Annotated in this window: 16 protein-coding genes and 1 other RNA gene; 12 read left to right on the forward strand and 5 right to left on the reverse strand. The window is 71.8% G+C overall.

Features of this window, described 5'->3' with window-relative positions; genetic code table 11:
• The first annotated feature begins 148 nt into the window (after positions 1-148).
• A complete protein-coding gene (locus OG299_RS24340; protein ID WP_327362613.1) occupies positions 149-1,414 on the forward strand; it encodes a serine/threonine-protein kinase in 1,266 nt (421 codons plus the stop codon).
• 67 nt (positions 1,415-1,481) lie between these two features.
• On the opposite strand, the gene OG299_RS24345 is transcribed toward OG299_RS24340, so the two are convergent.
• Positions 1,482-2,486, reverse strand: coding sequence for an isopenicillin N synthase family dioxygenase (locus tag OG299_RS24345; protein WP_327362614.1), 1,005 nt, complete (start codon positions 2,484-2,486; stop codon positions 1,482-1,484).
• Positions 2,487-2,800: 314 nt separating this feature from the next.
• On the opposite strand from OG299_RS24345, the gene prfB reads away from it, so the two are divergent.
• Positions 2,801-3,910: a peptide chain release factor 2 gene (prfB, locus tag OG299_RS24350; protein ID WP_266628831.1), complete on the forward strand. Its 1,110-nt coding sequence runs from the start codon at positions 2,801-2,803 to the stop codon at positions 3,908-3,910.
• A 98-nt stretch (positions 3,911-4,008) separates the two neighbouring features.
• Here the strand turns inward: prfB and OG299_RS24355 are convergent, their stop codons facing one another.
• Entirely contained in the window at positions 4,009-4,200 is a 192-nt protein-coding gene (locus tag OG299_RS24355; RefSeq protein ID WP_266628833.1) for a hypothetical protein, read from the reverse strand.
• 237 nt (positions 4,201-4,437) lie between these two features.
• On the opposite strand from OG299_RS24355, the gene ftsE reads away from it, so the two are divergent.
• From ftsE to ssrA, 5 genes are all read left to right on the forward strand, one after another.
• On the forward strand, positions 4,438-5,127 hold the full coding sequence (gene ftsE / locus OG299_RS24360) for a cell division ATP-binding protein FtsE (RefSeq protein ID WP_030161344.1): 690 nt from the start codon (positions 4,438-4,440) through the stop codon (positions 5,125-5,127).
• 16 nt (positions 5,128-5,143) lie between these two features.
• Complete coding sequence (ftsX, locus tag OG299_RS24365) at positions 5,144-6,076, forward strand: permease-like cell division protein FtsX (RefSeq protein WP_327362615.1); 933 nt, start codon at positions 5,144-5,146, stop codon at positions 6,074-6,076.
• A 67-nt stretch (positions 6,077-6,143) separates the two neighbouring features.
• A complete protein-coding gene (locus OG299_RS24370) occupies positions 6,144-7,358 on the forward strand; it encodes a S41 family peptidase (RefSeq protein ID WP_327362616.1) in 1,215 nt (404 codons plus the stop codon).
• 18 nt (positions 7,359-7,376) lie between these two features.
• Entirely contained in the window at positions 7,377-7,862 is a 486-nt protein-coding gene (gene smpB, locus OG299_RS24375; protein WP_327362617.1) for an SsrA-binding protein SmpB, read from the forward strand.
• A gap of 102 nt (positions 7,863-7,964) precedes the next feature.
• Positions 7,965-8,353: a transfer-messenger RNA gene (gene ssrA, locus OG299_RS24380) on the forward strand.
• Positions 8,354-8,424: 71 nt separating this feature from the next.
• On the opposite strand, the gene OG299_RS24385 is transcribed toward ssrA, so the two are convergent.
• From OG299_RS24385 to OG299_RS24395, 3 genes are read right to left on the reverse strand one after another with little or no spacing between them, the layout of a single operon-like run.
• Positions 8,425-8,682, reverse strand: a complete 258-nt coding sequence (locus OG299_RS24385; RefSeq protein ID WP_327362618.1) for a Txe/YoeB family addiction module toxin — start codon at positions 8,680-8,682, stop codon at positions 8,425-8,427.
• A complete protein-coding gene (locus OG299_RS24390; protein WP_053784891.1) occupies positions 8,679-8,954 on the reverse strand; it encodes a type II toxin-antitoxin system Phd/YefM family antitoxin in 276 nt (91 codons plus the stop codon). Before OG299_RS24390 ends, OG299_RS24385 begins: the two co-directional genes overlap by 4 nt.
• 28 nt (positions 8,955-8,982) lie before the next feature.
• Complete coding sequence (locus OG299_RS24395) at positions 8,983-10,239, reverse strand: MFS transporter (RefSeq protein ID WP_327362619.1); 1,257 nt, start codon at positions 10,237-10,239, stop codon at positions 8,983-8,985.
• 84 nt (positions 10,240-10,323) lie between these two features.
• On the opposite strand from OG299_RS24395, the gene OG299_RS24400 reads away from it, so the two are divergent.
• The 5 genes from OG299_RS24400 to OG299_RS24420 all read left to right on the forward strand — a co-directional run bounded on the left by OG299_RS24400 (position 10,324) and on the right by OG299_RS24420 (position 15,423).
• Complete coding sequence (locus OG299_RS24400) at positions 10,324-11,295, forward strand: LysR family transcriptional regulator (RefSeq protein WP_327362620.1); 972 nt, start codon at positions 10,324-10,326, stop codon at positions 11,293-11,295.
• A gap of 97 nt (positions 11,296-11,392) precedes the next feature.
• Positions 11,393-12,763, forward strand: coding sequence for a nitrate/nitrite transporter (locus OG299_RS24405; protein WP_266628851.1), 1,371 nt, complete (start codon positions 11,393-11,395; stop codon positions 12,761-12,763).
• 126 nt (positions 12,764-12,889) lie between these two features.
• Positions 12,890-14,047, forward strand: a complete 1,158-nt coding sequence (locus tag OG299_RS24410; RefSeq protein ID WP_327362621.1) for a uroporphyrinogen-III synthase — start codon at positions 12,890-12,892, stop codon at positions 14,045-14,047.
• A 156-nt stretch (positions 14,048-14,203) separates the two neighbouring features.
• Positions 14,204-14,749, forward strand: coding sequence for a GNAT family N-acetyltransferase (locus tag OG299_RS24415; RefSeq protein ID WP_327362622.1), 546 nt, complete (start codon positions 14,204-14,206; stop codon positions 14,747-14,749).
• Positions 14,750-14,853: 104 nt separating this feature from the next.
• The gene (locus OG299_RS24420; protein ID WP_266628854.1) at positions 14,854-15,423 is read left to right on the forward strand and encodes a CGNR zinc finger domain-containing protein; all 570 of its coding nucleotides are present in this window, start codon (positions 14,854-14,856) and stop codon (positions 15,421-15,423) included.
• The last annotated feature ends 42 nt before the right edge of the window (positions 15,424-15,465 follow it).

Genomic DNA, 15,465 nt, shown 5'->3' on the forward strand with positions numbered 1-15,465 from the left:
CGGGCCCTCGTAGAGCCGACTTCGTGGATTTGTCGACTTCTGGGACGTGATTTCGCGCCCAGAAGTGAAGGTCACGGTGTTCCGGGGCGTCCAACCCCCACCCGGCCGCGTAGCTTTGGTGCGTACGCCAGCCGCTGAGGGAGCAGTCGTGGCACGGAAGATCGGCAGCCGGTACACCGCGCACCAGATCCTGGGGCGCGGCAGCGCGGGCACGGTGTGGCTGGGCGAGGGGCCGGACGGGCCCGTCGCCGTCAAACTGCTGCGCGAGGACCTCGCGTCCGACCAGGAGCTGGTCGGACGCTTCGTCCAGGAGCGCAGCGCGCTGCTCGGCCTGGACCACCCGCACATCGTCTGCGTCCGCGACCTCGTCGTCGACGGCAACGACCTGGCCCTGGTCATGGACCTCGTACGCGGTACGGACCTGCGCACGCGGCTCGACCGGGAGCGCCGGCTCGCCCCCGAGGCGGCCGTGGCGATCGTCGCCGACGTCGCGGACGCGCTGGCGGCAGCCCACGCGGCCGGGGTCGTGCACCGGGACGTGAAGCCCGAGAACGTCCTGCTGGACATGCAGGGTCCGCTGGGGCCGGGCGGATCGCATCCGGCGCTGCTGACCGACTTCGGCGTGGCCAAGCTGATCGACTCGCCGCGCCGGGCCGCCGCGGCGCCGGGCGCGCGGGCCTCGGCCCCGACGACCCGGATCATCGGCACGCCGGACTACCTGGCGCCGGAGATCGTGGAGGGCCTGCCGCCGCGGGCGGCGGTGGACATATACGCCCTGGCCACCGTGCTGTACGAGCTGCTGGCGGGCTTCACGCCGTTCGGCGGGGGCCACCCGGGCGCGGTGCTGCGCCGGCACGTGACCGAAACCGTCGTCCCGCTCCCCGGCATCCCGGACGAGCTGTGGCAGCTGATCGTGCAGTGCCTCGCGAAGGCGCCGGCCTCGCGGCTGCGCGCGTCGGAGCTGTCGGTCCGCCTGCGGGACCTGCTCCCCCTCCTGGCCGGCATGCCGCCGCTGGACGTGGACGAGCCGGACGAACCGGACCCGGAGCCGGAATCGGCGGAGCCGGTGGAAGCCGACGGCCCGGTCCGCCGCCGGGGGGTGGTCCCGCTGGTGCCGGGCTCCGCGACCGACTCGAACCGGGACACGCACACCTCGATGCGGGTGCCGGGGCCGGACGAGCTGGCCGGGGGCGCGCTGGGCACCGCCCGCGTCCCCCGCCCCGCGGGCGGCCACCGGCCGGGCTCGGCCCGCCACCGCGCGGAGACGGCCCGCAAGCGCCGCCTGGCGCTGACCGCCGGGGCCGTCGCGCTGGCCGCCGCGCTGGGCGTGGGCACCTGGCTGGCCACCTCCGGCGACGAGCCGCCACCGCCGCAGGACGGCAAGCACTCGGCCCCGTCGAAGCCGAAGCCGTAGCCGGACCGCTCCCCTGGCTCCGCCCCGGACCGGGGTCCGGGGCGGGAGAGGCCCCGCGCAGCGGCAGCTAGGCCTGGACCAGTTGCGGGTGCCAGCGGCGGGCCACCGCCGGGTGGGCCCGGGTCCAGCCCTTCAGCTCGTTGCGGCCGTACTCCGCGTGCAGCGGATTCGTCGCATCGTGCGCCACCCCCGGCGCCGACCGCAGGTACTCGCCCGGGACCGTCTCCACCACCGCATCCAGCCGCGGGTTGTAGAAGAACGGCACCGAGTACCGCTCCACCGCCCCCGGCGGGCTGACCACCCGGTGGTCCGTGGCCACCAGGTACCCCTCCGTCGCGATCTCCAGCAGCTCGCCCAGGTTGACCACGAACGCCCCCGGCATCGGAGGGACGTCCAGGAACCCGTCGCCCTGGCGCACCTGCAGGCCGCCCACCGAGTCCTGCAGCAGCAGCGTCAGGAAGCCGTAGTCCTTGTGGGCCCCGACCCCCTGGTCGGTGCCGGTCGGGGAGGAGCCGGGGTAGCGGATCAGCTTCGTGTGCAGGTGCGGCCGGTCCGCGAAGGCCTCGTCGAAGAAGTCGGAGGGGGCGCCGATCGAGGTCAGCAGCTCCTGCAGCAGGCGGTGGGCCACCGCGGCCAGCCGGGACTGCCACTCCAGTACGACCGGACGCAGCTCCGGCAGGGCCCGCGGCCACTGGTTCGGGCCCTCCAGCCACAGGTACGGCGGGTCGTCGGGGCCCACCACCGGCGCAGTCCGCTCGGCGCCTACGTCCAGCTGGTCGCGCCAGTCGGAGGCCCCGCCGGTCAGCTCGTGGCCGATGCGGGTGTAGCCGCGGAAGTGCGGCGAGTTCAGGTTGCTCACGGCGAGCCGATCGGCCTCGGGCAGGGCGAAGAAGGCCCTGGTCAGCTCGAGGATGCGGGCGGTCTCCGCATCGGTGATGCCGTGCCCGGTCAGGTGCAGGAAGCCGGTGCCCCGGGCTGCCGCGTGCAACTGCTTCAGGAAGTCGGCCCGCTGGGTCGGGTCGTCGGCCTGGGAGAGATCGATGACGGGAAGAGAGGTGTGCGCGGACGGCATGACGGCTCCGTTTCGGATGTCACGGGGTCCTGTTCCCCAAAGGGTGTCGGGGCAGCGGATGGGGAGGGCCGCCGGCAGGGATGGCGCCGGAGCCGCTTGGGCCGCGTACAGGACCAAGTCGGATCGGGATGGATCAGGCTTGGGGATGGTCCGGCGGCAGACAGCTCGTCGTCGTGACACGCATGTGATCCACATGGCGGCGCTTGACGAGGAGGAGAGTCATACCGTGAGCGTACGCCCGTTCCCCTGTTCATCAGAACGGGTGATCCGGCCTGCCCGGACGGCGCCGTCCGCGGACCGGCTACGCTGGACCCGTGGCAGTCGTCGATGTTTCCGAAGAGCTGAAGTCCCTCTCCTCGACCATGGGGTCGATCGAGGCCGTCCTGGACCTCGACAAGCTGAGGGCAGAAATCGCCGTGCTCGAGGAGCAGGCCGCCGCGCCGTCCCTGTGGGACGACCCGGAGGCCGCTCAGAAGATCACGAGCAAGCTTTCGCACCTCCAGGCCGAGGTCCGCAAGACCGAGACCCTGCGCGGCCGGATCGACGACCTCGCGGTGCTGTTCGAGCTCGCCCAGGAGATGGACGACGCGGACACCCTCGCCGAGGCCGAGGTCGAGCTGACCTCCGTCCGCAAGGCGCTGGACGAGATGGAGGTCCGCACCCTGCTCTCCGGCGAGTACGCCGAGCGCGAGGCGCTGGTCAACATCCGCGCCGAGGCCGGCGGCGTCGACGCCTCCGACTTCGCCGAGCGCCTGCAGCGCATGTACCTGCGCTGGGCCGAGCGCCACGGCTACCCGACCGAGATCTACGAGACCTCGTACGCGGAAGAGGCCGGCATCAAGTCGACCACCTTCGTGGTCAAGGCCCCGTACGCCTACGGCACCCTCTCCGTCGAGCAGGGCACCCACCGCCTCGTGCGCATCTCGCCCTTCGACAACCAGGGCCGCCGCCAGACCTCTTTCGCGGGCGTCGAGGTGCTGCCGGTCGTCGAGACCAGCGACCACGTCGAGATCGACGAGGCCGAGCTGCGCGTCGACGTGTACCGCGCCTCCGGCCCCGGCGGCCAGGGCGTCAACACCACCGACTCGGCGGTGCGCATCACGCACCTGCCGACCGGCATCGTCGTCTCCTGCCAGAACGAGCGCTCGCAGATCCAGAACAAGGCCAGCGCCATGAACGTCCTCCAGGCCAAGCTGCTCGAGCGGCGCCGCCAGGAGGAGAAGGACAAGATGGACGCCCTCAAGGACGGCGGCAGCTCCTGGGGCAACCAGATGCGGTCCTACGTCCTGCACCCGTACCAGATGGTCAAGGACCTGCGGACGGAGTTCGAGGTCGGCAACCCGCAGGCGGTCCTCGACGGCGAGATCGACGGCTTCCTCGAGGCCGGCATCCGCTGGCGCAAGCAGCAGGAGCAGACCGCGTAAAGCGGCGAACGGCAGGCGAACGGCATGGGAAGGGCCCGGACACCTCAGGTGTCCGGGCCCTTCCCGTACCGGAACGTCATGATCGGAACGCGGGGAGGCTACGCCGTCTGCTGTGCCACCCAGGCCAGAGCCGCCACGAGGACCACCAGGAGCAAGATGAGCGCCATGGGGTTCAGGCCGGCGAAAGGGCGCTCCTGCTGGAGGCGCTCCCGGTTCGCCCGGCACACCGGGCAGCGACCCTGACTGACGGGCGCGGCGCAGTTCGCGCACACGAGCCGGTCATATGTCATGCGCTCTCCTCCTCTCGTCCCCTTGAACAACGCCTGACGGAACGAGTCCGTTCCCCTACCACTGTGCCAGCTCTCGCGACATTCGGCGCGGCCCGTCCGGGCAATCACGGCCCGGCCCCTCCCGGACCAGGGGATATATCGGGCAACTCCGGACGCCGGGTCCCCACCCACCGCCCGTTCGCGTATGGTCACGCACACCGACTCCGCACACCTACTCCCGGCGACCGTGGTGCACCCGTGATCCGATTCGACAACGTCTCCAAGTCCTACCCGAAGCAGAACCGTCCTGCACTCAGAGATGTCTCCCTGGACATCGCGAAGGGCGAGTTCGTCTTCCTGGTCGGCTCCTCCGGCTCCGGCAAGTCCACCTTCCTGCGGCTGGTGCTGCGCGAGGAACGGGCGAGCCACGGCCAGGTCCACGTGCTCGGCAAGGACCTCGCCAAGCTCTCCAACTGGAAGGTCCCGCAGATGCGGCGCCAGCTGGGGACCGTCTTCCAGGACTTCCGCCTCCTCCCCAACAAGACCGTGGCCGAGAACGTCGCCTTCGCCCAGGAGGTCATCGGCAAGCCGAGAGGCGAGATCCGCAAGGCCGTCCCGCAGGTCCTGGAGCTCGTGGGCCTCGGCGGCAAGGAGGACCGGATGCCCGGCGAGCTCTCCGGCGGTGAGCAGCAGCGCGTGGCCATCGCCCGCGCCTTCGTCAACCGGCCGGCCCTCCTGATCGCTGACGAGCCCACCGGCAACCTCGACCCGCAGACCTCGGTCGGCATCATGAAGCTGCTGGACCGGATCAACCGGACCGGCACCACCGTGATCATGGCCACGCACGACCAGCAGATCGTGGACCAGATGCGCAAGCGCGTCATCGAACTCGAACAGGGCCGACTCGTACGCGACCAGTCGCGCGGCGTCTACGGCTACCAGCACTGAAGGGCTTTGAGACGTCATGCGCGCCCAGTTCGTCATGTCGGAGATCGGCGTCGGTCTCCGTCGCAATCTCACCATGACCTTCGCGGTCATCATCTCCGTGGCCCTGTCGCTGGCCCTGTTCGGTGGCTCCCTGCTCATGCGCGACCAGGTGAGCCAGATGAAGGGCTACTGGTACGACAAGGTCAACGTCTCGGTCTACCTCTGCAACAAGAGTGACGCGGAGGACAACAGCGAGAGCGGGGGCAAGGCCTGCGCCAAGGGCGCGGTCACGCCCGAGCAGAAGCAGCAGATCGAGGCCGACCTGAAGAAGATGGACCTCGTCGAGACGGTCCACTACGAGTCCTCGGACGAGGCCTTCAAGCACTACAAGGAGCGCTTCGGGCACACCGCGCTCGCTTCGGTGATCACCCCGGACCAGATGCCCGAATCCTTCCGGGTGAAGCTGGAGCAGCCCGAGAAGTACAAGGTCATCACCACCGCCTTCGCGGGCCGCGACGGCGTGCAGTCGGTGGAGGACCAGCACCAGGAGCTCGACAACCTCTTCACGATGCTCGGCTACCTCAACCTGGCCGCCCTCGGCATCATGCTGATCATGCTGATCGTGGCCCTGCTGCTGATCGTCAACACCGTGCGTGTCTCCGCCTTCAGCCGAAGGCGGGAGACCGGGATCATGCGGCTCGTCGGCGCCTCCAGCTTCTACATCCAGGTGCCGTTCATCATGGAGGCCGCCTTCGCGGGCCTCATCGGCGGCGTGTTCGCCTGCGTCATGCTCGGCGCCGGCCAGTACTTCGTCATCGACCACGGCGCCTCGCTGCGCGTCAAGATGGAGCTGATCAACTTCATCGGCTGGGACTCCGTCCTGACCAAGCTGCCGTTGGTGCTGGTCATCGGGGTGCTGATGCCCTCGCTGGCCGCCTTCATCGCATTGCGCAAGTACCTGAAGGTGTGACAAGCGCCCCGTGTGAGGTCCGGCCAACGCGCCGTGCCTCCACGGGGCTTGTCCTAGACTCGGCGCCATGCTGGGCTTGCCGAGTATTGCCGCCTCTTGTCTCCGGCCCCGCGACCTGCGTCGCGGGGCCGTTTTGACGTTCGCCTTCATCGCGGCCGTCGGCGCCGCGGCGGGCACCGGCTGCTGGGACCGCGCGGACGCCGTGGGGGCCGCCGGCGGCGGGTTAACGGCCGCCGGTACGCAGACCCCCGCGGCGGCCGTGTCCGAGGCGCCCCGGGAGGGCGGCACCGCGGACCGCGAGGCCGTGGCCCGCGCCGCCGCCGAGGCCGTCGCCGAGGGCAAGTCCGGCAAGAAGGCCGCCCAGGAGGTGGTCAGCCGCAGCGGCGACCGCTGGGGCATGGTCTACGACCAGGGCGAGTACGCCGCCTTCACCGACGACCTCGACGGCCGCTGGACCGGCGTCGGGCTCTGGACCGAGCGCCGCCAGGACGGCCGCATCGACATCGACAAGGTCCAGCCCGGCAGCCCCGCCGCCCGGGCCGGCCTGCGCGCCGGGGACCGGCTGCTGAGCATCGACGGCAACGCCGTCACCGGCCTGCGCGTCTGCGACGTGGTCGCCCTGCTGCGCGGCGAGGCCGGCACCCCCGTCGTCCTGCACCTCACCCGGGACGGCGTCGACCGCACCGAGACCCTGCGCCGCGAGCAGCTGCACGCCGAGCCCGTGACCGTACGAGAGCTCCCGGGCGGGATCACCGTCATCAAGGTCGTCTCCTTCACCCGCGGCTCGGGCGAACAGGTCCGGGCCGCCGTCCGCGCGGCCCCGGCCGGCGCCGGCTTCATGCTCGACCTGCGCGGCAACCCGGGCGGCCTGGTCACCGAGGCCGTGACCGCCGCCTCCGCCTTCCTGGACGGCGGGCTGGTGGCCACGTACGACGTACGGGGGGCCCAGCGCGCCCTGTACGCCAGCCCGGGCGGGGACACCGCGACACCCCTGGTGACGCTGGTCGACGGCGGCACCATGAGCGCGGCGGAGCTGGTGACCGGCGCCCTCCAGGACCGCGGCCGCGCGGTGGCGGTGGGCACGAGGACCTTCGGCAAGGGCTCGGTACAGATGCCGACGCCGCTCCCGGACGGCTCGGTGGCGGAGCTGACGGTGGGCACGTACCGCACGCCGGCGGGCCGCAGCCTCGACGGCAGCGGCATCACCCCGGACCTGGCGGCGGGCGACGGCGCCGAGGAACGGGCCCGCACGGTATTGGGTGGCCTCGGGGTGGGTCCGTAGTGCGAAAATGACCTCACTATGGCTAAGGAAACAGGGCGCAAGCTGATCGCCCAGAACAAGAAGGCGCGGCACGACTACGCGATCATCGACACCTACGAGTGCGGCCTCGTGCTCACGGGTACCGAGGTCAAGTCCCTGCGCCAGGGCCGTGCCTCGCTGGTGGACGGCTTCGTGTCGGTGGAGAGCGGCGAGGCCTGGCTCTACAACGTGCACGTGCCGGAGTACAGCCAGGGCACCTGGACCAACCACAGCGCCCGCCGCAAGCGCAAGCTCCTCCTGCACCGCGAGGAGATCGACAAGCTGGACTCGAAGACCGGCGAGACGGGCAACACGATCGTGCCGCTCTCGCTGTACTTCAAGGACGGCCGGGCGAAGGTCGAGATCGCGCTGGCGAAGGGCAAGAAGGAGTACGACAAGCGCCAGGCCCTGCGCGAGAAGCAGGACACGCGCGAGACGAACCGGGTGATCTCGGCCGTGAAGCGCAAGGAGCGCGGTCAGCTGTAATCTCCTGGCATCCCGTGGTCCACTTCGCGTACCATGGCGTCAGCACCGCCCCTTCGGGGTCGGAGCAGCTTGTGAAGTATCTAATTGAACAGCGTGAAACATGGGGATGATCGGTTTCGACAGCGGATGTCGATGCAGGGGAAGCGAGCCGAGGAAGCGGCAATGATCTCGCTAACCACATGTCGCAAAAAATAATCGCCAACTCCAAGAGCGATAACTCCCGCTTCACCCTCGCTGCCTAATAACAGTGAGCTGAAGCCTCTGTGAGGAGCGTCAGCCCGGAAGTGGTCCCGGTCCGGATCCTGGCGTCAATTAGGGATCTAAACCTCTAGCCCCGGTCACGGGGGTTGGAGGGAAACCAAACAGTGACTGAGCCCGTCGGAGACTTGTCCGTGTGATCTCCGGGGCCGAGAAAAGCGCAGCGGACTGCGCTCGGAGAAGCCCTGCTTCTGCACCGTTGGACGCGGGTTCGATTCCCGCCATCTCCACTCATCCCATGTGGGCGAAGGCCCCGCAGCCGCCAGGCTGCGGGGCCTTCGTCATGCCCGAAGCGTCCGCCGTGTCAGTAGTGATAGCGGGCCTTGAGCACCTTCACTTCCTTGTCGTCCGCCCGGTACACGAGGCGGTGTTCGTCGTCGATGCGGCGGGAACAGTAGCCGGACAGTTCGCCCTTCAGCGGTTCGGGCTTGCCGATCCCGGTGAACGGGTCGCGCTGGATCTCGCCGATCAGGCGGGTGATCCGGCGGGCCATCTTCATGTCGGAGGACAGCCGGAACAGGAAGTCCTCCCACGCGGCCGGGTCGAAGTGAACACTCCTCACTCCTCCCCTCCGGCCAACTGCCTCAGCTCGTCCATGCTCTTGGCGACCGACGCCGCGCCCTCGCGGTCGCGCGCCACGGCTTCCATCAGCCGTTGGGCGTTGGCCGGGGAGCGCAGCAGGTAGACGGTCTCCTGCCAGGAGTCGTAGTCGTCGGCGGACATCAGGACGGCGTCGCCGTTCTTGGAGGTGATGCGCACCGGGGCGTGGTCGGTGTTGACCCGTTCGATCAGCGGGAACAGGGTCGCCCTGGCTTCACTGGCGCTTATGGACACGGTCCGCTCCTCCGGTAGTGGTACCACTTCACGGTACCTGACTCGTACCGGAAAGTCGTACCGTCTGGCTGACGATGAGCGCCAGGAGGGCCGCCGCCGCCGGGAGGGCGTAGGGGGTCGTGGGGCCCAGGTGGTCGATCAGGGTGCCGGCCGCGGCCGAGCCCAGGGCTATGCCCGCCAGGATCGCCGTGACCGCCAGGGTCATGCCCTCGTTGAGGCGGCCCTCCGGGGTGACCGCGTGGATGCGGGACATCGCCGTGACCATCGTCGGGGCCGTGGCCATGCCCGCCAGGAGCAGGGCGGCGGCCAGGAGGGGGAGGGAGCCCGTGGCCGCCGCCGCCCAGGGGAGGGTCAGGGCCGCGGTCAGGGCGATCAGGCAGGTGCGCAGGCTGCGCGGGCGGAAGGCGCCGTAGAGCAGGCCGGCCGCGCAGGAGCCCGCCGCCTGGAGGGCCAGGACCAGGCCGGTGGCGGCGCCCAGGCCGCGGGCGTCGAGGTGGGCGATCGACGTGACCTCCATCGAGCCGAAGAGCAGGCCCAGCGGAACGAAGAGCACGAGGAGGGGGCGGACCGCGCGCAGCGGTGAGGTGCCCTGGCCGGGCGCCGACACCGGCGGCTCCGTGGCCCGTTGGGACGTGAACAGCAGCATGCCGATGAGCAGGAGGGCGGCCGCGGTGAGGGTGCCCGCCTCCGGGAAGACGGCCGAGCAGAGGAACGCCGCCACCACCGGGCCGCACATGTAGCAGAGCTCGTCGGCGGCCTGCTCGAACGACATCGCCGTGTGGTGCGCGGCGGGGGACTCGCGCAGCAGGTGGGTCCAGCGGGCCCGGGACATGCCGCCGATGTTGGGGGTGGTCGCGGTGGCGGCGTAGCAGGCGAAGAGGGTCCATGCGGGGGCCTGCGTACGGACGCAGAGGATCAGCGCCACCGAGCCGAGCACCGCGATCACCGTCGCCGGGACGGCGATCCTCGCCTGGCCGTACCGGTCGACCAGGCGGGCCGTCCACGGCGCGACCAGCGCGGTGGCGGCCAGCCCGGTGGCGGTGACCGCGCCGGCGAGGGCGTACGAGCCGCGCTGGCCGGCGATCATCATGACCGCGCTGATGCCGAACATGCCCATGGGGAGGCGGGCGATGAGGTTCCCGGCGGTGAAGGCGCGGGTGCCGGGGAGGGCGAACAGGCGCCCGTACGGGCCCGGCGCGCGGGCCTCCCGCCGACGCGGGGCGGGGGCGATCACGAGGGTGGAACCGGTCACGGTCATCAGCGGGGCGGAGGTGGTCTGCGGCATGATCCAAGGCTCCGGCCAGGGGTGCCCGGGCGTCCAACACCTGTTCCGGGGCCATTCACCCGCTTCCGTTGTTAGTCTCCTCGGGTGAATCCCCGTGATGTGGAACCCCGGCTGCTGCGCGGGTTCGTCGCCGTGGCCGAGGAGCTGCACTTCACCCGCGCCGCTGCCCGCCTCTACGTCGCCCAGCAGGCGCTCAGCCGGGACGTACGGCGGCTCGAAGCGGCCCTGGGCGCAGGGCTGTTCGTACGGACGACCCGCGCCGTCGAGCTCACCGACGACGGGGAGCGGCTGCTGCCGCTGGCCCGGCGCGTGCTGGCCGCGCACGAGGCGCTCGCCGCCGCCTTCGCCTGCGCGGGCCCCAGGCCGCTGCTCGTGGATCTGAACACCGACGGGCCGAGCACCGCCCGTGCGGTGCTCGAGCGGGCCCGGGAGCTCGCCCCGGACTGCGAGCTGATGGCCCGCTTCGAGAGCGGGCTCACCCACGCCGCCGCCGAGGTCGCCGCCGGGCGCCTCGACGTGTCCTTCGGGTACGCGCACGGGCTGGACCCGGCGCTGCGGGCCCGCCTCGCGCACCGGCCCGTACGGTACGAGCCGCTCGCGGTGCTGCTGCCCGACGGGCACCCGCTGGGCACGCGGGCCGAGGTACCGCTCGATGCGCTGGCCGGCGAGACCGTGTACGCGGGGGCCGGCAACCCGCGGACCCTGGAGTGGACCGGGCTCGCCCGCGAACTGTTCGCCGGGCGCGGCATCGCCCTGGCGCCGCCCGCACCCGTGGCGATCGGGAAGGAGGAGTTCCGCCGGGTCATGGCCAAGACCCGCAATCCGGTCCTGGTCACCGTGGACTTCCTCGATCTGCCAGGGTGCGTGAAACGGCCGCTGGTCGAGCCGCTGCCGCTCTCCCCGCTGTCGATGGTCTGGCGCAAGGGCTTCAGCCACCCCGGGCTCGACGCGCTGCACCAGGCCGCGGCCGGGATCGCCGCCGAGCGCGGCTGGCTGGACGTGCCCCCGGCGAGCTGGCGCCCCGCCGCGCTCACAGGCGCTCCCGGCGGCGGGTGAGTGCAAGGTTTCCCACCGGTCATGCGGCGGGGACCGGGGCCGAAACGCGCCGTCCCTACGGTCGTCACCACGGACGCGACAGCTGTGGAGGCGTGTGATGAACGGTACGACCGCACCGCGCAAGGGGGGCCGCTGGATCGAGCGGTGGGAACCCGAGGACGAGACGTTCTGGAAGGAGTCCGGGGAGCGCATCGCCCGCCGGAACCTGCTCTACTCCGTGCTCTCCGAGCACATCGGGTTCTCCATCTGGTCCCTGTGGTCGGTGATGGTCCTGTTCATGGGCCCCGCGTACGGGATCGACCCGGCCGGGAAGTTCTTCCTCATCGCGACCGCGACCTTCGTGGGCGGCCTCGTACGGGTGCCGTACACCTTCGCCGTCGCCCGGTTCGGCGGCCGGAACTGGACGGTCGTCAGCGCCCTGCTGCTGCTCGCGCCGACGGTGGCCGCACTGGTCGTCATGGAGCCCGGGACCTCGTACGGGACCTTCCTGGCGGTGGCCGCGCTGACGGGTGTGGGCGGCGGGAACTTCGCCTCCTCGATGACCAACATCAACGCCTTCTTCCCGCTGCGCAAGAAGGGCTGGGCGCTCGGCCTGAACGCGGGCGGCGGCAACATCGGCGTGCCCGTGGTGCAGCTCGTCGCCCTGCTGGTCATCGCCGCCGCCGGGGCCGGACACCCGAGGCTGCTGCTGGCGGTCTACCTGCCGCTGATCGTGGCCGCGGCCGCGCTGGCCCTGCTGCGCATGGACAACCTGGTGCACGTACGGGGCGACGGGGGCGCCGTCCGCGAGGCGGCCCGGGACGCCCACACCTGGATCATGGCCTTCCTCTACATCGGCACCTTCGGGTCCTTCATCGGCTACAGCTTCGCCTTCGGGCTCGTGCTCCAGACGCAGTTCGGCCGCACCCCGCTGCAGGCCGCCTCGCTCACCTTCATCGGGCCGCTGCTCGGCTCGCTGATCCGGCCTGTCGGCGGGGCCCTCGCGGACCGGTTCGGCGGGGCGCGGATCACCCTCGCGACCTTCGTGGCGATGGCCGCCGCGACCGGGGTCGTCGTCTACGCCTCCGGTCAGAAGTCGCTGTCCGTCTTCCTCGTCGGATTCGTGGCCCTGTTCGTGCTGAGCGGGCTGGGGAACGGCTCCACGTACAAGATGATCCCCGGCATCTTCCAGGCCAAGGGGCTGGCGCAGGGTTTGGACGCCGAAGCCGCGGCCGCGTACGGGCGCCGGCTGTCCGGGGCCTCCATGGGGCTCATCGGAGCGGTGGGCGCACTCGGCGGACTCGGCATCAACCTGGTGTTCCGGGAGGCGTTCTCGACCTCCGGCTCCGGGACGGCCGCCTTCGTCACGTTCCTCGGCTTCTACGCGGCCTGCTGCGCGGTGACGTGGGCGGTATACCTTCGCCGGCCCGCCCCCACGGCGCTCCCGGCGGCCGGGGCGGAGGCGAAGCCGCAGCTCACCTCGGTGTAACGGCGGTTTACGGACACGAAATACGACGGAACCGAGCCTGACATGCCGACTTGACAGGCTCGGTCCCGTTCACGCGACACGTGATCGCGCGATGTGATACCGACCCACTGGGCAAGGCAGGTCACCATGGACGACACGCACACCGGCATCGCCCCGACGGCGGGCCCGCTGGCGGGATTCACCGTGGGAGTCACCGCAGCCCGGCGGGCGGACGAGCTCATCGCCCTGCTGCGCCGGCGGGGCGCCACCGTCCTGCACGCCCCGGCCCTGCGGATCGTGCCGCTGGCCGACGACAGCGAACTGCTCGCCGCCACGAAGGAACTGATCGACTGCGCACCGGACACGGTGGTCGCCACCACCGCGATCGGATTCCGCGGGTGGATCGAGGCCGCCGACGGGTGGGGCATCGGCGAGGAGCTGCTCGCGCGGCTGCGGGCCGCCGAACTGCTGGCGCGCGGACCGAAGGTGAAGGGCGCCGTCCGGGCCGCCGGGCTGGTGGAGACCTGGTCCCCGGAGTCGGAGTCCCTCGCCGAGGTGCTCGACCGGATGCTCACCGCCGGGGTCGCCGGGCGGCGCATCGCGCTCCAGCTGCACGGGGAACCGCTGCCCGGGTTCGTCGAGGCGCTGCGGGCCGGCGGGGCCGACGTGGTCGTGGTCCCGGTGTACCGGTGGATGGCCCCGGAGGACCTCGGACCGCTGGACCGGCTGCTCGACGCGGTGGCCTGCGGCGGGGTCGACGCGGTGAGCTTCACCTCGGCTCCGGCGGCCGCCTCGCTGCTGTCCCGGGCGCAGCAGCGGGGGATTGCGGAGGCGGTGCTCGCGGGGCTGCGGGGCGACGTGCTCTCGGCGTGCGTGGGGCCGGTGACGGCGCTGCCGCTGCAGGCGCGCGGGGTGGACACCGTGCAGCCGGAGCGGTTCCGGCTGGGCCCGCTCGTGCAACTGCTGTGCCAGGAGCTGCCGGGGCGGGCCCGGGTGCTGCCGGTGGCCGGGCACCGGTTGGAGATCCGGGGGCACGGGGTGCTCGTGGACGCGGAGCTGAGGCCGGTGCCGCCGGCGGGGATGGCCCTGCTGCGGGCGCTGGCGCGCCGGCCGGGGTGGGTGGTGGCGCGGCCGGAGCTGCTGCGGGTGCTGCCGGGGGCGGGGCGGGACGAGCATGCCGTGGAGACGGCGATGGCGCGGTTGCGGGGGGCGCTGGGCGCGGCGAACCTCATCCAGACGGTGGTGAAGAGGGGATACCGGCTGGCCCTGGACGCGGGGGAGTGCGCCACCGGCTCCGCCGGTTGAACGGGGTGGGTGCGGCGCCGTTGCCGGGGCTCCGCCCCGGACCTCCCCCGGCCACCGCTGGGAGGCGCCCCCAGCGCCTCAAACGCCGGCGGGGCTGGATTTGGCTCCGGCTCCGGCAGGGCTGATTTTCGGCGTCGGCGCTGCGATGATGCGGGCATGATCATTGACGGGGTGGAGATGCGGGGCGTCGAGGTCGGGGATGCCGGGGGGCTGGCCGACGTGCTGACGCGGAACCGGGCGTACATGGCGCCCTTCGAGCCGTGGCGGTCCGAGGTGTTCTTCACCAAAGAGGGCCAGATCGCCCGTGTCGAGGCGCTGCTCGCCGAGCGCGACGGCGGGCGCGTCGCGCCGTACGTGCTCGTCGAGGCCGACACAGGCGCGCCCATCGGGACGATCAACCTCGGCAGCATCTCCCTCGGGCCCTTCCGCAGCGGCGGCGTCGGCTACTGGGTCGACCGGGCCTGGACCGGCAAGGGGCTGGCCACCGCCGCCCTGGAGGAGGTCTGCCGGATCGCCCGCGAAGAGCTCGGGCTGCACCGCGTCGAGGCCGGGACCCTGGTCGACAACGTGGCCTCGCAGCGCGTCCTGGCCAAGGCCGGGTTCGAGCAGTACGGGCTCGCGCCCCGCTACCTGCACATCGACGGCGCCTGGCGCGACCACCGCCTCTTCCAGCGCCTCCTGCACGACGACCCGCCCCTCTAGGGGACTCCCTGGCCCCCGTACGGGGGGTTCCGCATCGAAGCCGCGCGCGGCACTCTGAGAGGCACGCCCCCAGGGGGTGTCCGGCGCAAGAGGCGGTGACGGGCATGTGGTTCGACTCCGGGCGGGTCTGCCTGGACCTGGTGGCCACCTTCGCCGCCCCCGCGGGCGCCGAGGAGATCCAGGACGGCGACGAGCTGCGGCTGTGGCTCGCCGGAGCCGGGCTCGTGCCCGACCGGACGCCGATCGCGCGGGTGGGCCCCGACTGGGTGGAGGCCTTCCGGGCGCTGCGCTGCGACCTGGGGAGCCTCGTGCGGGCCGAGCTCGCCGGGGCCGGTCCCGACGAGGGCGCGCTGGCCCGGGTCAACGCGCTGGCGGCCGGTCCACCCCCGGGACTGTGTGCCGTACAGGACCAAGAGGGTCACCTCGTACGGGAGTTGTGCGGCGGGGTGGAGTGCGGTGCGCTGCTCGCCGCCGTCGCCCGGGACGCGGTGGAACTGCTCACCGACCCCGGCGAGCGGGCCCTGCTGCGGTCCTGCGAAGGGGACGGCTGCACCCGCGTCTACCTGGACACTTCGCGCGGGCACCGGCGGCGCTGGTGCTCCAGCGAGCTGTGCGGCAACCGCGAGCGGGTCGCCCGGCACCGCCGCAGGGTCCTCGCGGCCCGCCCCGGGTAGCCGCCGGACAGTGATCTTCGCCCGGTCACCGGAACGGGCGTG

The sequence above is a fragment of the Streptomyces sp. NBC_01296 genome, from assembly GCF_035984415.1.
Taxonomy (GTDB): Bacteria; Actinomycetota; Actinomycetes; order Streptomycetales; family Streptomycetaceae; genus Streptomyces.